At 62.1% G+C, this 21,997-nt stretch carries 19 protein-coding genes; 9 read left to right on the top strand and 10 right to left on the bottom strand.

Features of this window, described 5'->3' with window-relative positions; all coding sequences use genetic code 11:
* On the top strand, nucleotides 1-696 hold a 696-nt coding region (gene purM, locus AOQ71_RS49225; RefSeq protein WP_245317353.1), incomplete at its 5' end, for a phosphoribosylformylglycinamidine cyclo-ligase.
* 14 nt (nucleotides 697-710) lie between these two features.
* Nucleotides 711-1,364 carry a phosphoribosylglycinamide formyltransferase gene (gene purN / locus AOQ71_RS37015; RefSeq protein ID WP_057759015.1) on the top strand — a complete coding sequence of 218 codons (654 nt, stop codon included), beginning with the start codon at nucleotides 711-713 and terminating at the stop codon, nucleotides 1,362-1,364.
* Nucleotides 1,365-1,574: 210 nt separating this feature from the next.
* Here purN and AOQ71_RS37010 read toward each other — a convergent pair whose 3' ends face one another.
* The 3 genes from AOQ71_RS37010 to AOQ71_RS37000 form a co-directional block, all read right to left on the bottom strand.
* Nucleotides 1,575-1,991, bottom strand: coding sequence for a type II toxin-antitoxin system VapC family toxin (locus AOQ71_RS37010; RefSeq protein ID WP_057757876.1), 417 nt, complete (start codon nucleotides 1,989-1,991; stop codon nucleotides 1,575-1,577).
* Nucleotides 1,988-2,173, bottom strand: a complete 186-nt coding sequence (locus tag AOQ71_RS45730; RefSeq protein WP_157083792.1) for a hypothetical protein — start codon at nucleotides 2,171-2,173, stop codon at nucleotides 1,988-1,990. Before AOQ71_RS45730 ends, AOQ71_RS37010 begins: the two co-directional genes overlap by 4 nt.
* 255 nt (nucleotides 2,174-2,428) lie before the next feature.
* Nucleotides 2,429-2,635, bottom strand: a complete 207-nt coding sequence (locus AOQ71_RS37000) for a cold-shock protein (protein WP_057757870.1) — start codon at nucleotides 2,633-2,635, stop codon at nucleotides 2,429-2,431.
* A 375-nt stretch (nucleotides 2,636-3,010) separates the two neighbouring features.
* On the opposite strand from AOQ71_RS37000, the gene AOQ71_RS36995 reads away from it, so the two are divergent.
* Entirely contained in the window at nucleotides 3,011-4,189 is a 1,179-nt protein-coding gene (locus AOQ71_RS36995) for an autotransporter outer membrane beta-barrel domain-containing protein (protein WP_057757867.1), read from the top strand.
* Between the two features lie 19 nt (nucleotides 4,190-4,208).
* On the opposite strand, the gene AOQ71_RS36990 is transcribed toward AOQ71_RS36995, so the two are convergent.
* Nucleotides 4,209-5,249, bottom strand: a complete 1,041-nt coding sequence (locus AOQ71_RS36990; RefSeq protein WP_057757865.1) for a LysR family transcriptional regulator — start codon at nucleotides 5,247-5,249, stop codon at nucleotides 4,209-4,211.
* A 77-nt stretch (nucleotides 5,250-5,326) separates the two neighbouring features.
* On the opposite strand from AOQ71_RS36990, the gene AOQ71_RS36985 reads away from it, so the two are divergent.
* The 4 genes from AOQ71_RS36985 to AOQ71_RS46505 all read left to right on the top strand — a co-directional run bounded on the left by AOQ71_RS36985 (nucleotide 5,327) and on the right by AOQ71_RS46505 (nucleotide 7,462).
* On the top strand, nucleotides 5,327-5,944 hold the full coding sequence (locus AOQ71_RS36985) for a hypothetical protein (RefSeq protein WP_057757862.1): 618 nt from the start codon (nucleotides 5,327-5,329) through the stop codon (nucleotides 5,942-5,944).
* The gene (locus AOQ71_RS36980; RefSeq protein WP_057757859.1) at nucleotides 5,931-6,551 is read left to right on the top strand and encodes a GNAT family N-acetyltransferase; all 621 of its coding nucleotides are present in this window, start codon (nucleotides 5,931-5,933) and stop codon (nucleotides 6,549-6,551) included. The genes AOQ71_RS36985 and AOQ71_RS36980 overlap by 14 nt, the downstream gene beginning before the upstream one ends.
* Nucleotides 6,552-6,576: 25 nt before the next feature.
* Nucleotides 6,577-7,146 carry an isochorismatase family protein gene (locus AOQ71_RS36975; RefSeq protein WP_057757856.1) on the top strand — a complete coding sequence of 190 codons (570 nt, stop codon included), beginning with the start codon at nucleotides 6,577-6,579 and terminating at the stop codon, nucleotides 7,144-7,146.
* Between the two features lie 148 nt (nucleotides 7,147-7,294).
* On the top strand, nucleotides 7,295-7,462 hold the full coding sequence (locus tag AOQ71_RS46505; RefSeq protein ID WP_167354017.1) for a hypothetical protein: 168 nt from the start codon (nucleotides 7,295-7,297) through the stop codon (nucleotides 7,460-7,462).
* Nucleotides 7,463-7,493: 31 nt separating this feature from the next.
* Here the strand turns inward: AOQ71_RS46505 and AOQ71_RS36970 are convergent, their stop codons facing one another.
* Both AOQ71_RS36970 and AOQ71_RS36965 read right to left on the bottom strand, forming a co-directional pair.
* Nucleotides 7,494-9,089 carry an FAD-dependent monooxygenase gene (locus tag AOQ71_RS36970; RefSeq protein ID WP_283809629.1) on the bottom strand — a complete coding sequence of 532 codons (1,596 nt, stop codon included), beginning with the start codon at nucleotides 9,087-9,089 and terminating at the stop codon, nucleotides 7,494-7,496.
* Nucleotides 9,090-9,184: 95 nt separating this feature from the next.
* The gene (locus AOQ71_RS36965; RefSeq protein WP_057757850.1) at nucleotides 9,185-9,940 is read right to left on the bottom strand and encodes an IclR family transcriptional regulator; all 756 of its coding nucleotides are present in this window, start codon (nucleotides 9,938-9,940) and stop codon (nucleotides 9,185-9,187) included.
* Nucleotides 9,941-10,094: 154 nt separating this feature from the next.
* Between AOQ71_RS36965 and AOQ71_RS36960 the strand changes: the two genes are divergently transcribed.
* Entirely contained in the window at nucleotides 10,095-11,426 is a 1,332-nt protein-coding gene (locus AOQ71_RS36960; RefSeq protein ID WP_057759013.1) for an MFS transporter, read from the top strand.
* A gap of 196 nt (nucleotides 11,427-11,622) precedes the next feature.
* Nucleotides 11,623-13,005 carry an aspartate aminotransferase family protein gene (locus AOQ71_RS36955; protein WP_057757848.1) on the top strand — a complete coding sequence of 461 codons (1,383 nt, stop codon included), beginning with the start codon at nucleotides 11,623-11,625 and terminating at the stop codon, nucleotides 13,003-13,005.
* A 128-nt stretch (nucleotides 13,006-13,133) separates the two neighbouring features.
* Here AOQ71_RS36955 and rnd read toward each other — a convergent pair whose 3' ends face one another.
* From rnd to AOQ71_RS36940, 4 genes are all read right to left on the bottom strand, one after another.
* On the bottom strand, nucleotides 13,134-14,282 hold the full coding sequence (rnd, locus tag AOQ71_RS36950) for a ribonuclease D (protein WP_057757841.1): 1,149 nt from the start codon (nucleotides 14,280-14,282) through the stop codon (nucleotides 13,134-13,136).
* 859 nt (nucleotides 14,283-15,141) lie between these two features.
* On the bottom strand, nucleotides 15,142-15,438 hold the full coding sequence (locus AOQ71_RS50075) for a helix-turn-helix domain-containing protein (RefSeq protein ID WP_347336728.1): 297 nt from the start codon (nucleotides 15,436-15,438) through the stop codon (nucleotides 15,142-15,144).
* Between the two features lie 123 nt (nucleotides 15,439-15,561).
* Complete coding sequence (locus AOQ71_RS36945; protein ID WP_057757838.1) at nucleotides 15,562-15,882, bottom strand: DUF6572 domain-containing protein; 321 nt, start codon at nucleotides 15,880-15,882, stop codon at nucleotides 15,562-15,564.
* The gene (locus tag AOQ71_RS36940; RefSeq protein ID WP_057757835.1) at nucleotides 15,879-21,959 is read right to left on the bottom strand and encodes an RHS repeat-associated core domain-containing protein; all 6,081 of its coding nucleotides are present in this window, start codon (nucleotides 21,957-21,959) and stop codon (nucleotides 15,879-15,881) included. The genes AOQ71_RS36945 and AOQ71_RS36940 overlap by 4 nt, the downstream gene beginning before the upstream one ends.
* Nucleotides 21,960-21,997: the final 38 nt, after the last annotated feature.

Below are 21,997 nucleotides of genomic sequence, written 5' to 3'. Positions count from 1 at the left end.
GGCGTCGCCGAGGGCTGCCGCGAGTCCGGCTGCGCCCTGATCGGCGGCGAGACCGCGGAGATGCCCGGCCTCTACAAGGACGGCGACTACGACCTCGGCGGATTTGCCGTCGGCGCGGCCGAGCGCGGCACACTATTGCCGCGCAAGGACATCGCCGCGGGCGATGCCGTGATCGGTCTTGCCTCGTCGGGCGTGCATTCCAACGGCTTCTCGCTGGTGCGCAAGATCGTGGAACAGTCCGGCCTCGGCTTCGAGGCGCAGGCGCCATTTGCCCCTGTTATGACTCTCGGCGGCGCGCTGCTGACGCCGACGAGGCTCTACGTCAAATCCTGCCTGAGGGCGATCCGCGAGACCGGTGCAGTGAAGGGCCTTGCCCATATCACCGGCGGCGGTTTCACCGACAACATTCCGCGCGTGCTGCCTGCAAATCTTGGCGTCGGCATTGATCTGGCACGCCTGCCGGTGCTGCCGGTGTTCAAATGGCTGGCCGCCCAAGCCGGCATCGCGGAGCTCGAAATGCTCCGGACCTTCAACTGCGGCATCGGCATGGTCGCGATCGTCGAGCCCGAGAGGGTCGATGAGGTGGTGCGGGTCTTCACCGATGCCGGCGAGACCGTGGCGCAGCTCGGCACCGTGATCCCGGCCGAGGGCGAGCACCGCGTCGTCTATAACGGCCACCTCGACCTGGCACTGTGATGACTGCCGCTGCGATGAAACGGCGCGTCGCCGTCCTGATCTCAGGCCGCGGCTCCAACATGTCGGCGCTGATCAAGGCTGCTAGCGCCGCGGATTTCCCGGCGGAGATCTCACTCGTCGTCTCGAACAAGGCTGACGCGCTCGGGCTCGAACGGGCCAGGGCGGCCGGCGTGACAACGTTGGTGATCGAAAGCAAGCCGTTCGGCAAGGACCGCGCCGGATTCGAAAAAGCGCTGCAGGCCGCGCTCGATCAGCACGGCATCGAGCTGATCTGCCTCGGCGGCTTCATGCGCTTGTTCACGGCCGAGTTCGCCAGGGCGTGGTACGGGCGGATGCTCAACATCCATCCGTCGCTGTTGCCGTCATTCCCCGGCCTCGACCCGCACGGCCAAGCCTTGCGCGCCGGCGTCAAACTGTCTGGCGCGACAGTGCATTTCGTGATCCCCGAGACCGACGCCGGCCCGATCGTGATGCAGGGCGCGGTGCCCGTCAGCGATCACGACACGGCCGAGACCCTGTCCGAGCGCATCCTCGAAGTCGAGCACCGCATCTATCCCGCGGCGCTGAGCCTGCTTGCGACCGGCAAGGTCAGGATCGAGGGCGACGTCTGCAAGACCGCGGGGAGTGGGGCGTCAGAGAATTTTCTGATTGCGCCCGTTGTGGGCTAGTGCAACTGCTCAGCTATTCGCCAGCCATTTTGTACCCAATGGTGATACCATTCGCCGTCCGGGGCACCGAGGAGGCCGCGCTCTAGGTCCCTGCAACGAAACTTGGGTCGATCAGAGTGATCCAGATCAAGCATTGCCCTTTGCGGTTCTCAGCATTGGTTTCATTCGCTACCGAGAAGTACTCCGATCGTTGGATCATCGATCGATCGCTCACGACGCTGCAAACGGATCAAGCAGTGATACGCCGGTCGCTGCAATATCGGTAATATTGCGTGTCACTAGGGTCAGGCCGTGAACTTTGGCCGTGGCGGCGAGAAGACTGTCAATCAGAGGCAGTGGGTTGGGAATTCCAAGAATTGCCAAGGTCTCGGCGGTGGTCTCGTCAATGGGAATAACCCGATCGGCAAGTCGGGCCCTCATCTGCGAAAACCATCGGTCGAGAGATTTCGCCTGGAGAGGATCATTCCTCCTTTTCAATTCGATGCCTCGGCGAATTTCGGCGAGGACCAAGACGCTGGTTCCGATATCCTCCGCGGGAGTCTGACTAACCCAACGAATGACATTTGGATCGGCGCGCTCGCGCTTGCGTATTTCGGATATGACGTTGGTATCGACCAAAAACCTCACAAGTCGAACTCTCGCCAGGTGTCCCGCCGCGGCTGATCGAACACACCGTCGAAGGCTTCATCGGGAAGCTCCGAGCCAAAGACGTCGAAGGCTGTCTTGACGTCGGAATTGAGGAGGGCGTTGGCAATCGTTGACCGAAGTACTGCGGCTCGCTCCGGCTCGTCACGCAGAGTTTCGGCCAAGGCCCGGATGAGGCTTGCGTCCTTCCTGGCGGCTTGGACTTCAACCCGTACGAGACCACGCGCTGCCGCGCGGCGGCGATGAGTCCGGGTTGCCTTTCGCTGAGACTTCGTTGCCACTGCTCACCTCAATTTCCGGTAATATAACCGGAAATATGCGTTTTGTCCAATTCGTGGCGTCGCGACTGCCCCAAAACAAAATCCCCCGGCGGAGCCGGGGGCATCGTTATGATCTCTCGCTGATATCTTCGAGAGAAATCAGGAAACCTTGAGGTTCTCCGCGGATGTCTTGCCGCGGTTCTCCACGAGGTCGTATTCAACTACCTGGTTTTCATTAAGGGTAGAAAGTCCGGCACGCTCGACCGCCGAGATGTGGACGAACACGTCCTTGTCGCCGCCGTTCGGCTTGATGAATCCGTAGCCCTTGGTTGGGTTGAACCATTTGACGGTGCCCTTTTGTGGCATCCTCAGTCTCCTCCGCTAGATACTAAAAAGACGCGGCCGCTTTTCGCGTGCCACGTCACAAACGGGCTTCCGGAAGTCTGTTCGAGTCTTGAGCCTGTCGCGAAACGCACAGCCGAGCGGCCAATTCCGATTGTGTACGATATTCCAACACGAAAACCGTGCGCTCGCAAGCTGCGTGCAAACTTCAAGACTGCGCAGGAAATGGCCGCCCGCAATTTGTGACCTGTGGCAGCGGAACCACAATTGGAGGAATCACCCCGGCGAAAGCACGCGGACCGGTTGACCCCTCGTGGCAGTTCAGCACAAATCGTCGCACCTGCTCGCCCTCCGCGTTGTATTTTTGCGGGCCGCCATTTTGCTTCGGGAATAGTCGTCATGTGCTGCACTCAGCAGCCACAAGGGATACGGCAGACGATCGGGCTGGACCGTGTCCGCCGGATCGTGACGGCGATCGCCATGACGCTCGCAGTTGTTGCGATGCTGCCGGCGACCGCGGCCTTGGCGCAGACCCCGACGCCGACTTCGTCTCCGACGCCAACGCCAACGCCGACGCCCACCCCGACACCGTCCCCTTCGCCGTCCCCGGGCACGACGTCGACCAATGCCAACCAGTCAGCCGGCAACAGCACGCTCAATCTGGGTTCGAATTTTCTGGAGCGGCTGGGCGGTCAGGCCTCGAACGGCGTCAACCGGGCCTCCCGCACCAATCCCGGCGGCGGCGGTGCGTCGGAGAATGCGGAGGATCCACGCTACCGCACCTGGTTCGAGGGTTACGGCATATCGGTCCGCACCGATCCGCAGGGTGATTTCGTCGGTGACAAGCGCACCACGTTCGGCGGTGTCGCCGGCTTCGGGGCGCGGGTCGCGCCAGGCGTCAACCTCGGCTTCTCCGTCGACCAGAGCCACACCGACATCGACGTGCCGCTCGCGCTTCAGTCGGCGACACTCGACCTGACGCAGATCGGTTTCAACGGTTCCGTCGACAAGGGACCATGGACCTGGGCCTTCGCGCTGGTGCACGGTTTCGGCAAGGTCCATTCCAGCCGTGATACCGGCTTCGGCCTTGCCGTCGCGGGGTATCACGCCACAGTCGACGGTGCGCTCACCGAGATCAACTATTACTGGACCAAGGATCAGATGCGCATCGTGCCCAAGGGCGCGCTTGAATATGTGCGCGCCACTAGCGCGGCGTTCCAGGAAGCCGGGGGACTTGACCCACTCAACGTCGGCTCGAGCGCTATCTCGCGTGCGCGCGTCATGATCGGCGCCGAGGTCGGGCGTTACTTCATTTTCGATCGGAAAATCCTGGACCTCTCGGCCTACGGCAAGTTCGTCGACAATTTTTATCAGGACCTCGGCTCGGTGCAGGTCAGCCTCGGGACCCAGAACATCATCGTCCCCGGCATCGGCGAGAGCCGTTATGGCATGGACGCTGGCGCCTCCGCCTCGCTCAGCCTGAGCAATACCGCGCGGCTGTATGTCAATTACGACGGCAAGTTCCGCAACGAGCTGACATCGCACCAGGGCACGGTCGGCTTCGAATATCGGTGGTGAAGGAACCGCTCCGTCCCACTCATGTCGGCGTCGCCGCAACGTATCCGGACAATCCAAAGCCCTCTCGCGCCGCCGTCATCATCGGTACCAACGCGTTCGGATGGATGAAATCGTTGCGAAAGCAGGGATGGGTTTTGGGATCGAAGATCTTCTTCAGCCAGTCGACCACGATCTTGTGCCGCTCGGAGGTGCGGAACTCCTTGTGATAGGTGAGCCAGAGGTCGGCGTGGTGGCTGACGTCGAGGTCGACAGCGACGAGCGGCGCGCCGAGCGCGATCGACACCGTCGGCAGGAAGCCGATGCCGGCGCCGCGCTCGACCGCGTAGAGCACGCCGACGGACGAGTTGGTCTTGATCCCGACAATGCCTTCGAGCGATTTGAGCCCGAGCACGCGCGCATAGGCGCTGTCATCGACCTGTGGCGAGCTCTGCTTGATGATGCGATGGTTCGGCAATTCGGCAAGCGTCGCAGGCAGGCCGTAGAGATTCGCATATTCCCTGGAGACGAAGGGGTAGATGTGCAACCGGCCGAGCTTGGCGACGATAAGATCGGGATTGGTCGGTGGCTCGAGCTGGATCGCGATGTCCGACTCCAGCCGTGCGACGTCGGCCTGCTCCATCGCACAACGCAAATCGACGGTGATCTTGCGATAGGTCTTCTGGAAATCGATCAGCCGCGGCAGAATCCAGAAATTGCCGGGACCTTCCGTCACCGCGACCCGCACGGTGCCCGACGTATCGTTCGATGCGCGTGAGGCGCGGCGGAAGACGTTGAAGGCGTGACGCTCCATATGCGCGACGTCGGCAATCATCGCGGTGCCTTCGTCGCTGAGCGTCAGCCCGCTCTGGTCACGCAGGAAAAGCTTGCAACCGATGCTCTCTTCGAGCCGGTCGATCCTGCGCATCAATGTGGTGGAGGTGAGCCCGAGCTCTTCGGCAGCGTTGCGGAAACTTTTAAACTTCGCGCAAGCTAAAAACAGCTTCAAATCGTCCCAGGACGCATTTAGCGCTTCTTCATGGTGCTGCATCATTGCAGCACCCCGGTGCAATACTTGCTGCATACTCCTGATCTCCAACCGCTAAGCTTCCGCTCGTTGCGGCGTACAAAACCCCTGAACGATAACGATAGAGGGACGACATGAGTATGGAAAGGGGCTCGTTTGCCGCGAGGCATGATTTCGATGCCTTGCCGCTCAGCCCCGAGGTGGATGTCCGCTGCGCGCATTTTTCCGAAATCGGTGCGCTTTCGGATATGGCGCACCGCCTGGTGCCGGGTGTGCAGATCGGGGCGGTCGAGCTTGCACGATATTTCGCCTTCGATCCGCAGAGCATCCTGACCTTCACCCGGAACGGGACTCTGCTGGGCGGTATGGCCTTCCTGTTCCTCAGCGATCGCGGGCATGACGCATTGCTGCTCGACGATATCTGCCTGACCGCGCCCGACACGCGCCATCTGGCCGCGGCGAATGAGGAGGTCTCTGCGATCTACATCTGGGCGATCGCCGCGACCGGCCGCGGCATCGCGGGTCTTGGCAAGGCCGCGGCTCATCTTCGCCAGATAAGGTTTCGCGACGCGGACTGCTATGCGCAGCCGTCAACCGTGGCCGGACGCGAAATCATGAAGGCGACGGGCTTCGAGCCGATCGCGAGCTTTCAGCCGGACCTCTGGTGTTACGAGCGACCGTGGCATCGGCAGCCGATGCGCATGCCTGGCGCGATCATTCAAGCAAGGAGTTTTTCAGATGCACGGCACTAGGATTCCTCTCGCCAAGCCTGACTCCCGTGCCATCACCATCCGCCTCGCGCGCGATCCGAGCGACCTCATGCTGGTCACGGCCATTCGCTCAGCGGTCTATCTTGCCGAGCAGGATTGCCCGTTCGAGGAGGAGTTTGACGGCAATGACATGGTTGCCGCGCATTTCATCGGGTATATCGGCAACGAGCCGGCGGGCTGTTTGCGGGTGCGCTTCTTCGGCGACTTCGCCAAGGTGGAACGGCTTGCGGTGCGTCACCAGTATCGGCGCTCGCGCCTCTCGTTCAAGCTGGTGCAGGCCAGCATCGACTTCGTGAAGCGCAAGGGGTTCCGTAAGATCTACGGCCAAGCGCAGGACCGGCTGGTGGACTTCTGGGCTCATTTCGGCGCCAAGCCGCTCGGCCATAACAGGAAGATCACCTTCTCGGACTTCTCCTACACGGAGATGCTGCTTGAGATCGAGCCAGGACCGGACGCAATCACGCTGGACAGCGATCCCTACGTGATCATCCGTCCCGAGGGCGACTGGGATCGTCCGGGCGTGCTGGACGCCTCGGCGGGGCGAGCGGTGACCTCACCGCTGCGCGACCTCGCGCTCGCTGACCGCTGAAACTGGTGCAGCTCTGCGCAAGACAATGCTGGTCTCCCACGACGATCCGCTGGTCCTGGTCTGCGCGGACCTCCAGGCGGAATATCTGATCCCGGGACGTCGCCACGTCATTCTCGACGGCGACACCGCAATCATGCACTGCCTGCAGTTGCTGGCGCTGTGGCGGAGCAACCTATGGCCGGTGATGCATCTGAAAAGGGTTGCGGAGGCGGCCTGGTTCGATCCGTCATCCAGGCTGACCGATTGGATTGCAGAGGCCAAGCCCCGGCCGGGCGAGATGACGTTCGAGCACGCGTTGCCATCGGCTTACAGCTCGTCGCGTTTCGCCGACCACATGTCCAGCTTACGTCACGTGCGCTGCGTGATGACGGGCTTTTCCCTCGACGAGACCATCCTGGCCACCGTGGTCGAAGGGTTTCATCGGAGCCACCGCTATCGGGTGCTCGACGATGCCGTGGCTTGCTGGCCGCCGGTCACAGGCGAGGCGGCCGTCTACAAGCAGTCGGTGGTGAGTGTCATCGGCAATTTTGCTACTGTCCAGTCCAGCGCCGAATTGATCAGAACCAGCGGCGCCGTCGCGTTTAAAGCGCGATGAGATCAGTTAGGATGAATCGTCATCGCGTTTTAGGTTATTGTTTGAGCATGATCTCCGCGCAAACGCGTTTGTCGCGAGGGAAAACCGCTTCGCACTTTTCCGGATCATGGTTTAGGCGGACGCGATCGGCGGATGGACAGGCGGGACATTGTCACGGGGAAACGATCTCAAGGAGCTGGCGAGCGATCTGTCGCGTGCCCTCGAGGCGGCGCGCCGGATCGGTCTGCCCACGACCGTCTATTTGTTATCGATGGCCCTGGTCGAGGTGAGGGAAGCCATCGATGCTGCCGGCGATGACAACGACGGTGCGGCCTGACGTTGGCGTGCCAGCGGCCGAAGCGATCTCGTCAGGATCGACCGACAGCGCGCATCAGGATCCCTGATGCCTCGGCGCCGTCGTTATTGGCCGCGTAAGCAACAAACTGATCAGGCCGCACCAGGATCAGCTGCGCCTCGTATGTTTCGCGGCCGTCTGCGGCGGTATCCCTGATCACCTTCAGCGGGATGCCAAGCCCTGCGGCGGCTCGCTCGAATGCGGCCCCGGTGGTGCTTTCAGTCAGATCGATCAATGTGAAGCCGCTGCCGAGTTCCTCGAAGACGTTCTTGCCCGACGACAGAGATTGCGGCGCCAGATGATGGCCGGCGCGCGCGGCATGGGTGTGCGAGCCGATCGCGCTGCTGACGCCGCCGGGTGGGCCGAATACGATCGGCGATCCCTCGTAGTTCGGCTCGAAGGCGTTGACCTCCGCGCGCGCGCCGGAATGTCGTGCGCGCCAGGCAGCCTCGAAATCCGCCCGATCCCGCGCCGGATCATGCTGCCGCAAAAAATCCCGGTCGCGGAAGATCGATGCCTCGATGAAGTCGCGTGCGGTGGACGCGAAGACCGGGCGGCGCTCGGCGTCGTAGCTGTCGAGCAGACCGGCAGGGGCCCAGCCCTGCACGGTTGCAGCGAACTTCCACGCCAGATTGACCGCATCCTCGAAGCCGCTGTTGATGCCATAGCCGCCATAGGGCGGATGGCTGTGTGCGGCGTCTCCGGCGACGAAGATTCGGCCTGCGCGGTAGCTGTCGGCGAGCGTGAAACGCAGATCCCAGAATCCGATGTGCTCGAATTCGACGTCGAATTCCGCGCCTGCCGCCTCGTGAAGCAGGCGCCGGAAATCGAAATTGTCGCGGGTGGTACCAGTGGGGACGGGGGCGTGGAAGAACCAGGTGGTGCCAAGATCGACCCTGCCGAAGAATTTCCAGTAACCTTCGAGGTCCGGATGCAGCACGTTGTAGAATGACTTGCCCGGATACCTGCCGAGCAAGCTATGCAATTCGGTGGAACGAAACACCAGGAGGACCATCAGGCGATCGTGGTCGGCGCGGGTCTGGGTGATACCCGCCTGCTCGCGCACGATTGACCGGCTGCCGTCGCAGCCGACGACGTAATCGGCACGCAAGCTCTGCTTCGTCCCGTCGCGGTTGACGATTTCGATGACGACGCCATCGGCTTCAGACCGCACCTCCTGACAGGTCCATCCATAGCGCAGGTCGATGGCGGGAAGCTGCGCTGCCCGTTGCCGCAGCACGGTTTCGGTTGCGTATTGCGGCAGGCGCTCATTGTCGGTGAAGTAAAACGGCCGAACCAGTTCGCGCTGGAGCCAGTTGTAGTTGTATCCGCTGAGCAGCGTGCCGTGGCTGGTCATTCCGCCGATGCCATAATCGGGTGGAATGGTGCGAGCCGCCCGCAGCGCCGCCTCCGCGCCCCAGAAATGGAAATGCTCCATCGTCCGCTGCGTGAGGTTCTGCCCCTTCGGGATCGGCTGCGGCTGCTCATAGCGCTCGACCACGATGGTCTTGATGCCGCGCTGGCCAAGTCCTATCGCCAAGCCCATCCCGACCGGTCCGCCGCCGACGATCACGACGGGCGCCTCGTTGTTCGCCTGAGCCTGTGTCACGTCGCTTCCCCGGACCTGTCGTCGCGCCCGGCGCGACTATTTGTTCAGATGCGGCGTGAACGACATTTCGTCAAGTTAAATCTCAAATAATGAGATTACATGGCATCATCTTCAGCCGCGGCTGAGATCTGCCGGGCGGCTTCACGGACCTCCGAACTGATGCGGTCGATCAATTCGCCATTGGCATGTTGTCCGCCGATCGTGATGCAGAGACTCGCGATCGGGTAGCTTGCATCGAGAATCGGCGCGGCAATCCCGACAGCGCCGGCCGTCACTTCGCCGAAGGCAACCGCAACGCCCGCGCGACGCACGCGCTTCAGCGCAGCCAGGATGTCGTCGGGCGTGTCGCCGAAGCCGACGCTGCGCAGATCATCGGCGTAGCGCGTGACCAGCGGCATGAGGCGTTGCTTGGGCAGGAAGGCCATGATCGATCGCGCGATCGCGCCACGTCCCATCGCCATCGGTCTGCCGCGCGGATAGCTGCTCGCCGGCGCAGCGGCGGATGCGATCGAGGCTACACACAGCATTTTGTCGCCATACCAGCGCACGATGAGCGCTGTGCCGGGATACGTCGCCGAAAGGCGCTCCAGGTGTGGCGTGGCGGTTGCGATCAGCGGATCGGAGCGGCGGCTGAGATAATCCATCTCGACCACGCGGGGGCCGAGCGCGAACCGCCCGTTGCGCGTCGGCATCACGAAGCCGGTGTCTTTCAGGCTCTTCAGGTAGCGATACAGCGTCGGCCTGGTGTAGCCGAGCTCCGTCATGAGTTCCTCGGGCGACCATTGCGGACGTGTCTCGGTGAAGAGATCGAGCAGGGCAAGGACCCGATCCTGACTGTTTGCCTTGACCAATGTCGGTGCGATCCAGCTTCGCGTTTGACCGTGTTATCGGCGTTCGGGGAGGCCGCAAAACAGCGAAATCATCGCCGCTTGCGCTAACAATAATCTCACTATAAGAGATTAATGAAAGAAAAATAGTGCAGGGATGACCGGGGAGGGCGCCCACATGGCCGTCACAGCAACGGGCGAGGTCGTATCCGATGCGGTCGACGTTCCCGCCTTTGTCGACCGGCAGCCGGTCGGTGCCTTTCAGCTGCGGGTGCTGCTGGTGTGTGCCGCGGTGCTGTTCATCGACGGCTTTGACACCCAGGCGATCGGCTATGTCGCCCCTGCGGTGGCGCAGGAGTGGAAGCTTGCGCGCGCCAGCCTCGGGCCGGTGTTCAGCGCAGGGCTTCTCGGTCTCATGATCGGCGCGCTGATTTTCGGTCCGATGGCCGACAGGATCGGCCGTCGCCGCATCATCCTCGCGAGCACGCTGGTGTTCGGCATTGGCACCTTGCTCACCGTGTTCGCGCCGGATGCAAATTGGCTGATCGCTCTACGTCTGCTGACCGGGCTCGGGCTGGGCGGTGCGATGCCGAACGCCGTCGCGCTCACCTCCGAATTCAGCCCCCATCGCCGTCGCGCCACCCTTGTGATGATCATGTTTGCGGGCTTTTCGATTGGTGCGGCCCTGGGCGGGCTGCTCGCCGCCGCGCTGATTCCCGCCTTCGGCTGGCGCTCGGTGTTTCTGGTCGGCGGCCTCGTGCCGCTGCTGCTGCTGCCGTTCCTCTTCAAGGCGCTGCCGGAATCGATCCGGTTCCTGGCGATAGTCGGCGGCCGCGACCACGAGGTGGGCAATCTCCTGAAAAGGATCGCCCCGAATACGTCCTTCGCCGGCGAGGTGAAATTCGTGGTGCAGGAGCCGAAACTGGCGGGCCTGCCTGTCGCACATCTGTTTGCGGAGGGGCGCGGCTGGGTAACTCTGCTGCTCTGGATCGTGTTCTTCATGAGTCTGCTCGATCTCTATCTGCTGTCGAACTGGCTTCCCACCGTGCTGAACGATCTCGGCGTCTCGGTGTCGGCCGCCGCCGCGATCGGCGCCATGTTGCAGGTTGGCGGCGTCGTCGGCACCTTCACGCTCGGCCATTTCATCGACCGCTTCTCGTTCCGCGCCCTGTCGTTGACCTATTTCGTCGCCGCAGGTGCGGTCACAGCGATCGGGCTGGTCAGCCATTCGATCGTCCTGGTCACGATTGCGATCTTTGCATCCGGATTCTGCATCGTCGGAGGGCAGATCGCCTCGAACGCCTTGACGGCGACCTTCTATCCGACGGCGATCAGATCGACAGGCGTCGGATGGGCGCTCGGCATCGGCCGCATCGGCTCGATCGTGGGGCCGCTGGTCGGCGGGGCAATGCTGGCCCGCGGAATGGGGGCGCAGCCGCTGTTTGCCGCGGCGGCGGTCCCGGCGCTGGTGGCCGCGGGGGCGGCCTTTATGTTGGCCCGGCGGAATTAGCCGGGCCGGCCAAATGCGGCAACGCCAGCGCTGCTTTCCTGCAACGCTCATGTGCGCCTGCTGTCAACGAAATGGCGTTGCAAGTTGCGGCGCAGCGCAATAGCCAAGGTATTGACGTTTTGTTTGGACAAGCCTCGTCTTCGGATGGAGGCTGCGTCACGATGTCCGATGACGCACCAGTTAGGGAATCCCCGCGATGACGATGCTGCCCAATTCGCAAGAAGCCCGCGATGTGGCCTACCAGCTCCACGCGTATACCAACGCGCGCGCCCATCAGCAGGCGGGTCCGCTGGTGATCGAGCGCGGCGAGGGGCCCTACGTGTTCGACGCGTCGGGCAAGCGCTATTTCGAGGCGATGGCAGGCCTGTGGAGCGTCGGGCTCGGCTTCAACGAGAAGCGGCTGGTGGAAGCCGCGCACAAGCAGATGCAGGCGCTGCCATTTTATCACACCTTCTCGGCCAAATCGCACGGGCCCTCGATCGACCTCGCCGAGAAGCTGGTCGCGCTCGCGCCTGTGCCGATGAGCAAGGTGTTCTTCACCAATTCAGGCTCGGAGGCAAACGACACTGTCCTCAAGCTGATCGCCTATCGTTCGAACTCTCTCGGCCAGCCGCAGAAAAAGAAGATCATCAGCCGGATGCGCGCCTATCACGGCGTCACCATCGCGTCGGCGAGCCTCACCGGCCTGCCCAACAACCACCGCTCGTTCGACCTGCCGCTGCCAAATATCCTGCACACGGGCTCGCCGCATTTCTACAAGGACGGCGCGCCCGGCGAAAGCGAGGAGGCGTTCGCGACGCGCCGGGCCGAGGAGCTCGACGCGCTGATCCAAAAGGAAGGCCCTGAAACGATCGCCGCCTTCTTCGGCGAGCCGGTGATGGGCGCAGGCGGCGTTATCGTGCCGCCGGCGACCTATTGGGACAAGATCCAAGCCGTCCTGAAGAAGTACGACATCCTGCTGATCGCCGACGAGGTGATCTGCGGCTTCGGCCGCACCGGCAGGATGTTCGGCTGCGAGACCTACGGCATCAAGCCCGATGTCATCGTGGTCTCCAAGCAGATCACCTCCAGTTATTTCCCGCTGTCGGCGATCATCATGAACGACCGCATGTTCGAGCCGATCGCCGACGAGAGCAACAAGATCGGCGTGCTCGGCCACGGCTTCACCGCGGGCGGCCATCCGGTCGGCTCGGCGGTTGCGCTCGAAAATCTCAAGATCATCGAAGAGCGTGGTCTGGTCGCACATGCCGCCGAGCTTGGCGGTTACATGCAGGGCAAGCTTCGCGAGCTCACCAGCCATCCGCTGGTTGGCGAGGTCCGCGGCGTCGGCATGATCGCGGCGCTCGAGCTCGTGCTCGACAAGGGCCGCAAGACGGCAGCGGCGACGCCGGGGGCCGTCGGCGGCATCGCGAGCCGCATGCTGCAGGAACGCGGCGTGATCGCGCGCAACATGCTCGACGCCATCGCCATCTGCCCGCCGCTGATCGCCAGCAAGGCCCAGATCGACGAGCTCGTGGCGGCGATTACCGGTGTGCTTGATGACATGAAGGGCGAAGTGGCGAAGCTGCCGCCGGCGTAGGGGCACGCTGCTGCGTCACATCCGTCATTGCGAGCGTAGCGAAGCAATCCAGAGTCTTTCCGCGGCGGCAGACTGGATTGCTTCGCTACGCTCGCAATGACGATGGAGAGCGCGGAGGCAGTTTCGGCCTACGCCCGCTGAACCCCGATCACGCGGCCCTTTTCGATCGCGAGCGCGAGCTCGCCGCGCTTGAGCTTCAGCGCGGCCTCGCCGAACAGCTCGCGGCGCCAGCCGCGCAGGGCCGGTACGTCGGCGTCGTCATCGGCTGCGATCTCCTCAAGATCGTCGACGGTGGCGATCACCTTGCTCGCCACCGCATGGCGCTCGGCGGTCATGCGCAGCAGCACCTTCAACAGCTCGACGGTGGCCGCGCCGTTGGAATTGTTGCGCGGCTTCTCCAGCTTCGGCAGCGTCGAGAAATCCCGCGCCAGCCCGCGCTCGACGGCAGCGACGATGTCAGCGCCCCATTTGGATTTCTCAAATCCCTTCGGCACCGAGCGGAGATGCGCGAGCTTCTCCAGCGTGTTCGGCGCATGGGTGGCGATGTCGGTGATGGCCTCGTCGCGCAGCACGCGGCCGCGCGGCACGTCACGGCTCTGCGCCTCCTGCTCGCGCCAGGCGGCGACTTCCATCAGCACGGCAAGATCCTTCGGCTTGCGCACCCGCGTCTTCAGCCGTTCCCAGGCGCGCTCGGGGTGGAAGTCGTAGGTCTTGGGCGAGGTCAGGATCTCCATCTCGATGGAGACCCATTCGCTGCGGCGGCGCTTCTTCAGATCGGCGTCGAGCGCGGCGAACACGTCGCGCAAATGCGTGACGTCGGAGACCGCGTAATGCATCTGCTCCTTGGTCAGCGGCCGGCGCGACCAGTCGGTGAAGCGGTGGGTCTTGTCCGGGCGGTGGCCGGTGACCTTCTCGACCAGGGCGTCATAGGCGATGCTGTCGCCATAGCCGAGCACCATGGCCGCCACCTGGGTGTCGAACACCGGGTGCGGGATGATATTGGCCTGGTGCCAGATGATCTCGATGTCCTGGCGCGCGGCGTGAAACACCTTCAGCACGGCCTCGTTGCCCATCAGCTCGAAGAACGGCTTGAGGTCGAGGCCCTCGGCCAGGGTGTCGATGACAACAGCTTCCTCGGGGCTGGCCATCTGCACCACGCACAACAGCGGGTAATAGGTGGTCTCGCGCAGGAACTCGGTATCGACAGTAATGACGGGGTGCTTGGCCAGCCGGCTGCAGGCAGCCGCAAGGTCAGCGGTGGTGGTAATCAAATCCATGAACGGCCCATGACACTTGGTATCAGCCGTTCTGCCGAAAGCGCTGTGATGTCAAGGGGCTCTAAGCGAATTCGAGCCTTGCATCGGCCCGGAATCACTCGTTGGGGCCAAAATTCCTATTCGTAGCGGACCCGCTGCGAGGATTTGCGGGCGCAGGGCAATGCCACGACCAGCACGCACATGGCGACCAGAGCCAGTCCCAGGAACTCGAAAACCAACAAATCCACGGCAAAACCCCTCAGGAAACATTGCTAGACTTGTCTGGGCTGCGTTGAGGGTCTGTTAATTGCAATGGTTACCGGCGGCGGGCTGGGCCGGATGGTGGACGGGGGGTTAACGGGGCCTGGCCGAAGCGATGCGGCGGCGCCGGCAAAACGTGAAAACAACCCCATGCACAGTAGACGAACGATTGCTCGCTGGCGGGCGGTCCGCTCGGTCAGGTCATTGCAGAGTCGAGCAAATCGACCGGCAAACCGGCAAGGATCGTCGCATCTGCGGCAGGGGTCCGTTTTCGCAGCCAGCCTCGCCGTCAGTCGGTCGCAATTCAAGCCGGCGCAATTTCGTGTTTTACGAATATTCTTTTGACTTGTCGGGCAAAACAGTGGCACTATGCCATGCTGGCCTTTTTTCGGAGATCGCTCCCGCGCCGCGTCTGGTGCGACGCGCGCGTCATCCGTTCACTCGCGCACGGGTCACGAACCGGCCAGGCGCCGTCCTCTCGTCGCCAGGTGGAGCTTGGCAATTATCCTGCCGACTGGGCCGGTAATCGGCCAGATGGATGGCCGCGTCTACGGAGAACGGTGATCGGGAAGAGATCGGTTTCGCAAAGGCTCAGCCCGTCCTACGCGCTACATGACAGTCAGGCGGATAGGCGAGAAACGAATTGTCGGTAGCCGATTGCGGGGCCTGCGGCTGCACCGGGCTGAAGCTCGTTGCTGCACGCTTGGCGAGCGCGAGGGCGGAGCGCTTGTCGTCGTACGTCGCTAGCGGCTTGAGCTTGCGGCCTAGGTTTGGGTCGCGGTTTGCGGTTCAAACCGTCCGGACCATCGGCGTTCCAGGCTTCGATCCAGTCATGGAGAATCTTGCGGGAGATTCCAAAGCCGCGGCATCCAGGGAGGAGAAGTTGGCCTCGCTCAACCCGCTTGCTCGCCTTCAATTTGAAAGCCGCCGGAAACTGACGCTTCTTTCCTCGTTCTGCCGCAGGTCATCCTCGGAATGCCTGTCACTGCAATTGTCGCGTCTCACTCAGGGGGAGGCCAGTCCAGCATGGCATCCGGCACTATAATCCGCGATGGGCGACTGCAATATTGAGTTGGGCTGCAACCGCCGATACCTTTTCCAAAAAGGCTAAGCCCCTCTGGGGAATCGGGAACCGGCTAATGATGTCAATACGCAAAGGCTTCCCATCAGCTTCGGGATAAACTTCATAGATTTGCTTAGATTCCACGAAGCCAAAATACGCATTGAACTTATCCTGCAAAGCTCGAAGATGCCGTTGTTCATCGTCCCAGTCCCAACCATCAATGATGCTAAGCACGACGGTTCCATCGCGGGCTTCAGTACCGATAGCGTCAACCACTTCTGAATTGTCTAAGCTCATCGTCCCGTCTTTCGAATTATATTAACAGCGGTTGGAGGTATGTTCGTCCCACCAACATAGGGAGCTTTGCCTTTGCCCACCACCACGCCGCCGTAAAGCTCCAATTCGGGATAGACTACGATTTGGTTGGAGGTGAATGGCGCCGTGCTGGACGCCTTCATGTCCGATAGTCGTATTGTGGCGTTCGCCACGTCGCTACCGACTGCGTCCAACCGGACTCTCAGGCCAGATGGACCATTGGACTTGATGGTGATCTGAGGTCGAGTATTGACCTGCGTCTGAGGCAGAACGTTCGCGATCACATCCGCTTCGAATGCATCACCAGCAACCTTGTTTAATGCAACCTGAGAAACTCCCCTCTGGGTAGTGACGAACTCACCTCGACTGCTTTGATTCTCCTGTCCCGCCAAGATCCTGGCAATCAGCTTCCTGAGCCAATCATCGCCGCCATCGTCTCCGCCGCCGGCTCCGCCCGCGGCGGCGGCCACGGGCGGCTGATTGCCGTTGCCTTGGCCTGCGCCGCCGGCGTCGGCCTGGGGGTCCTCGGCGACGAGGCCATAGGGGTCGATCCAGTTCAGCGGATCGTTGCCGACATAGGCATAGAGATTGGTGCCGCCTCCAGATCCCAGCGGGTCGGTTTGCAGGAAGCGGCCGAGTGCCGGCGAATAGATGCGGGCGCGGAAATCGTAGAGCCCGTTGGTCTCGGCATCGATACGGGCGCCGGTGTAGCGGAAGGTGCCGGCGGTGGTGCTGCTCGCGCCATAGGGCAGAAAGCCAGCCTTGGTCAGTGCGCCGGTCGAGGAATCCTGGGTCGCAACGATCGATCCCTGGACATCGGGGATGAACGCGGTGCGGGTGCCGGAGGCGACGTTGGCCTGGGTCAGAACGTCATTGGGGCCGAGGCCGAATCCGTACCAGCGCAGGATCGCGCCGCTGGCGCCGTCGTAATCCATCAGCGCGCGGCCAGCCGGGTCGGTGACGGTGATGGTGGTCGTGCCGCCCACCGTCTTCGACCTGCGCCGTCCCTGCGCGTCATAAGCGTAGATGGCAACGGTCGTGCTGGGAGCAGCGCAGGTCCCGGCGCTGATCGCGGCGATCAGCCGGTTCTCGGCGTCGTAGCAATAGGTGAAGCTGCCGTCGAAGCTGAGATTGCCGTTGCCGTCATAGGTCGGGGCGATCGCACCGACCGCGGTATACTGATCGAGGCTGTTGCTGGTGTAGCTGACGGTGCCAGGCGTGGCGGGCGGATAGGCGAGAAACGAATTGTCGGTAGCCGATTGGCGGATGCGCTGGTTGGCGGCGTTGTAGGCAAACGAGAAGGTCGCGCTGCCGGCCGTCGGCGGGGCCTGCGGCTGCACCGGGCTGAAGCTCGTTGCTGTCAGCCGGTTCATCGCGTCGTAGGAATAGCTCATCGCCGCCACCGCGCCGCTCGCCGGCGTGGCGATCGATGCGCTGTTGTCGCTGACGCTGGTCAGGTGTCCCGCCAGATCGTAACCGTAGCTGACCACGGCGGCCGGAGACGGCGGCGTCTTGGTCTTGATCCGGTTCAGCGTGTCATAGCCGTAGCTGATCGTTGCGCCGGCGCGGGTCCGGCGAGTCAGAACATTACCATCGGCATCGTAGGTGAGTTGCTCGGTGCTGCCGAGCGGATAAGTCGTCGTGCTGAGCCGGTCGAAGCCGTCATAGGCGAAACTGGTGACATGACTCTTGGCGTCGGTCAGGCCGCCGATAAGCCCGTCCGGCGTATAGCTTTGCTGCAACAACGGTGTCGTCTGCACAGCGCTGTTGCTGACGCTGACGGGGCGGCGCATTGCGTCATAGCCGTAGAGGGTCGTCCGCCCGACGGGGTCGGTGATGCTCGCGAGCTGGTCCACCTGATTGTAGTTGAACTTGGTCGGTGGATTGTTGTTGGCATCGGTCAACGTGGCGATCTTCCCGGTCAGGGAATAAGAAGCTCGGACCGTGCGAAGGATGCTCCCACCGGCCGAGTCCTGGGTTATCAGAACATGGCCATCGGGATCGTAATTCAGCGAGCTGGTCAGTCCGCCGGGCGCAGCCGATGTCGGCGGAGAGGTCGTTGCAGTCAGGCGCCGCGCCGCGTCGTAAGCATAGGTCTTCGCATTTCCCCTGGAATCGACAACGGAGACCACGTCGCCCTGGAGATTGTAAGCAAGAGAAGTCTGCTGGTTGAGGCGCCCCGTGCCTGCATCGCGAAGGATCGCGGTTTGATTGCCGGAGCCGTCATAGGAGAACTGGGTGATGACGCCGAGTGGGTCGGTTGCGGTTAGAACCTGCCCCACGTCGTTGTAGGTGAAGCTGTTGCGCGCATTGAGGTGCGACGAGCTGCCGAAGTCTAAGGTCGATGTCAGGAGGTTGCCACGGGCGTCGTAACTGATCGAAGTGACCAGACCGAGTGGGTCGGTGATGCGGGTCGGCTTGCTGAAGATCGGATCGTAAGCGATTGTGGTGACCAGCGGCGACAGCGGAGATCCGGGTTTCGCCGTCTGCGTCACATTGACGATATTCTGCTTGAGGTCCGGCGAATATGTGAACGCCGTCGTGCCTCGCTCGGGTGCCGTCGACAAGACCAGCCGGTCCTGACCGTCATACCGGCTGGAGAAGACATTGACGTTGCCGTTGCTTTGTCCGGTGTCACTGAACACGTTGCCGAAGGTCGCGTTGAGGACGAACGCATCCTTGGTGACCTTGCCTCGCGAGGTCTGATACGTGACTTCCCGATTGCCGAGCGGATCCACGATCTCGCTGCGCGAGCCTGCAAAATAGAAGCTCCAGCTTTGGCCGTTCGCGTTAGCCTGCAACACCACCCGACCCAGGCTGTCGTAGGCGTTGGTTACAAACGGCACGGCCGGATTCGACGGGTAGTACACCTGCGTCAGATGGCCGGCCGCGTCGTAGGCACCAGAGGTGTCATAGGCGTAACTGGTTACGAAGCCGAGCGGATCGGTCATGCTGGCGAGATTGCTGCCCGCATAGGCATAGGCAACGGAACGCTGTCCGTCGGAAACGGAAGAGAGATGTCCGCCCGCGTAGGACAGGTTCAGCTGGCGGCCCAGATTGTTGGCAACGCTCGCAAGATTTCCGGAGCCGTCATAGGTGAAGGCCAATTGCACGCCATTCGGCCAGATCCATGACGAGACAGGCAGGCTGCGGCCTCCGGCGGCAGTCGGCGAAAAGGTAAGAGCGATGCCGTCTTTCGTCGTGTAGGCGTAGGATGTCGGATTGCCCGTTCCAGGGACCGCGCCGGTCAGCGTGATCGACGAGCCAAGCGGCTGATTGTAGATCAGCGACGTTGCGTCGTCCGAATGCGGCAGGGCGACATATTCCTCGATCGTGTCAGGCCGCTTGATCAGAGCAACGTTGTTCGTCAGTTGATCCGTGAGCCAGTTGGCGACGAGCCACGACAGTGTCAGCGACTGGGCGCTTTGCGCCGATGTATTCAGGAGATCCTGCAATACGTAGACGGCCGCAATCGTGGATGCACTGCTGATCGGTGACGTGGCGCCCATTCCCGCGTAGGGATCGCTATCCGCTGTGGCGGCGAGACTGTAGTCGTGCGCCCATCCCCGCCCCAATCCGGCATCGACCAGATTCGAGGACGACAGATATGTGCGGCCGAATGACAGCGCGAAGGGAAAAACACCGCTGCCCACCGTGAGATCGCGGTGTGTGTAGACGTTGGCACCCGTGATCGCGTCGATGGGTTCATTGGTCAGCTTGTCGCCCTGGGCAGGCGCCGTATTCACAAGGGCTGGCACCTGGCCGTTTCCAGCGGGCGATTGCATGGTGTTGGCCGTGTTCGGCACCAATTGCGCAGTCGGAACGGGCGTTCCCGTGAACCCACCGCTCAGGCCGCCGCTGATCTTCTGCAAGATGCCAATCGAAGTTCCGGTCTGCGTGATGACCGTGTAGCCTGCCCCTTTCCAGAGGCCGATCGACATGACGCCATTGACAGGTGCCAGGACCTGGCTCTGGGTCGGGGTTGGACTTGCGGGCGGAGGGCTTGTCCCGGTGATCGCGACATCGATTGTCGCCAGATCCGCCGAAGAATAACTGATGCCCGGTTGCTGAAGCTGCGGCCTGATGATGTTGATGTAGTTGCTCTGGCCTGTCGCTGTGGTGCCGTCCGCAAAGAACGTTTTGGCTCCCGTGGCGGCATTCTGGTCGACGAGCGCGACTGTCGAGGCGGCCACCATGCCGGGGACCGGCGCCTGGGTCTGCTCGAGGACCGCCGACTCGAACGCACTTGACGTCCCTGAGTCCGTGAAAAAGGCGCCGACTATTCCCGTGGGGAACGGACATCCACTACTCGGCCAGCATGTCTGCTGTCCGAGCGACAGGACGTTCATCGGCAGATCGACGTAGGGACCCTGGTTACCGGTCTGCTGAATCGCGGTCTGTGCGGTGATACCGATCCCATGATGATATTGGGTGGTGACCAGGCCGATTGCATCGCCGATTGCCTGCTGTGCGGCGTTCTCCGTCAGCCAATTATAACTGATGACTGCCAAGGTCTCGCCGAGGATCGGCTCAGATGCAGGATCGGCGCCCGGGACAGCGAGGGCTTGTGCAAGAAGCTGCTGGTGCTTGGCGACCATACCCCGGCCGACCCGGCCCCAGCCCGCGCCAATGAGGTAGGAGCCTCCCGCATTGGCGGTCAGCGATTTTGCCTGATTGTCGCCTGTGAAGACATAGGGATGCGTGACCGAGGTATAGATCGACCAAGGCGTTCCGGATGCGGCCGAAGATCCGGTGTTGGTGCCGCTTGTCGGCGTTGCACCGTTGACCAGCAGCGTCGGAATATATTTGCCCGAAATCGAGGGATCGGGCGTTGAGAAAACGGTAATGCGTTGGCCATAAGTCTGGTCCGAATAAAGGATGACGGTCTGGGCGGTTGCTGTAGCGCACGTCTGCTGGGATACGCCTGGCATGGAGATCGCGAGACATGTCCGATACGCGTTCGGAACACTGCTTCCCCAATTCTGCGGAAAGCCGGACGGCTGATTGGTCGCAAGATAAGGAAGGCTGGTCTGGCGAATCGGCGATCCCGTCAATGGAATGATGGACTTGCCGCCGATGACATCAGTCAGAGTGTAAGCCGGATTGTTGGCCTTAATGTAGGCGATCAGATTGTTCGCATAGCTCGTCAAATTTGCGCGCATCTGCGCCCGGTTGACGTTGGAAATCGAGGTTGAGTCGATCGTGCCACCCGTGTCTGCAAGAAACTGCGACTTGGTATATCCGAGGATCGCTGGCAGATTGCCGAGGCCCGTCGAGACAGTATGCAGCTTGAAGCTTGGGTCGAATACGTAGTTCGTGCCACCGATTGTGACTTGTACCCAGACATGTGCGACGTCGAGGCACAGCAAACCGCCATTGCCGCCGTCGAGGACCCCGCTCCGGAGCGGTATCCCGCCGTTCGCAAGCGCATTCACAATAGCGTAGTAGTCGTTCTTGACGCCGAGCCACCCGGCGGCAGAAGTAACGGTAGTAGCTGTGCAGGGCGGCGGCGGATTCGTCGAGCCCGTGACCGTGATGTAACCGTAGATGAAGTTCGTTTGAGTGATGCCAGAGGCATTGAGCAGGGCAACAAGGAGCTGTGCCTGATCAATGTCGTTGCCTCGTTGATCGAGTAGGGCGCCGAGCGCACCCTTGTTACTGCCAAATAGCGGCTCGTACTCGATATTGTTGTAAACGTACTCGTAGATCAGATCGACATTGCATTTCAGTGCGCTCGCCAGGGCCGAGATCTCGTCAGGCTGAGATGACCCGGAGGCGCAGCCGGCTGGAGATTCGGGAAGCTGAGCTTGCAGATTGTTCTGCGTTGCACCCGCCTTGGGTGGAACGGGCATTGCCGGGCTTGCCTGCTCCGCGGCAGTGCGACCGCGAAGGATGCTGTCAGCCTCTTCGATGGAGACAGGCGGAGCGTTCTGGAAGCTGAGCTCGGCCCTCGCTGGTCCAAATAGAAATGTCGTGAGGACCAGCAACCCGCAGGCGGATATCAAGGACTTGCGGCTCCCGAAGTTTCCATTGCCGGCGGCGATACGCGACTTTGTCATTTTCAGATCTCAGAAATGAGGCCCGGAAGTCAGAGACC

It is taken from the genome of Bradyrhizobium manausense (assembly GCF_001440035.1).
In the GTDB taxonomy this organism is placed as follows: domain Bacteria; phylum Pseudomonadota; class Alphaproteobacteria; order Rhizobiales; family Xanthobacteraceae; genus Bradyrhizobium; species Bradyrhizobium manausense.
Note: the sequence above shows the minus strand (reverse complement) of the source record. Positions and strands in the feature narration are given on the sequence as shown.

Bases quoted from the DNA above. Each gene is read 5' to 3' on its own strand.
- purN (WP_057759015.1), top strand. From the start codon at position 711: ATGAAACGGCGCGTCGCCGTCCTGATCTCAGGCCGCGGCTCCAACATG.
- AOQ71_RS37000 (WP_057757870.1), bottom strand. From the start codon at position 2,635: ATGCCACAAAAGGGCACCGTCAAATGGTTCAACCCAACCAAGGGCTAC.
- AOQ71_RS36995 (WP_057757867.1), top strand. From the start codon at position 3,011: ATGTGCTGCACTCAGCAGCCACAAGGGATACGGCAGACGATCGGGCTG.
- AOQ71_RS36990 (WP_057757865.1), bottom strand. From the start codon at position 5,249: ATGCAGCAAGTATTGCACCGGGGTGCTGCAATGATGCAGCACCATGAA.
- AOQ71_RS36985 (WP_057757862.1), top strand. From the start codon at position 5,327: ATGAGTATGGAAAGGGGCTCGTTTGCCGCGAGGCATGATTTCGATGCC.
- AOQ71_RS36980 (WP_057757859.1), top strand. From the start codon at position 5,931: ATGCACGGCACTAGGATTCCTCTCGCCAAGCCTGACTCCCGTGCCATC.
- AOQ71_RS36975 (WP_057757856.1), top strand. From the start codon at position 6,577: ATGCTGGTCTCCCACGACGATCCGCTGGTCCTGGTCTGCGCGGACCTC.
- AOQ71_RS36960 (WP_057759013.1), top strand. From the start codon at position 10,095: ATGGCCGTCACAGCAACGGGCGAGGTCGTATCCGATGCGGTCGACGTT.
- AOQ71_RS36955 (WP_057757848.1), top strand. From the start codon at position 11,623: ATGACGATGCTGCCCAATTCGCAAGAAGCCCGCGATGTGGCCTACCAG.
- rnd (WP_057757841.1), bottom strand. From the start codon at position 14,282: ATGGATTTGATTACCACCACCGCTGACCTTGCGGCTGCCTGCAGCCGG.
- AOQ71_RS36945 (WP_057757838.1), bottom strand. From the start codon at position 15,882: ATGAGCTTAGACAATTCAGAAGTGGTTGACGCTATCGGTACTGAAGCC.
- AOQ71_RS36940 (WP_057757835.1), bottom strand. From the start codon at position 21,959: ATGACAAAGTCGCGTATCGCCGCCGGCAATGGAAACTTCGGGAGCCGC.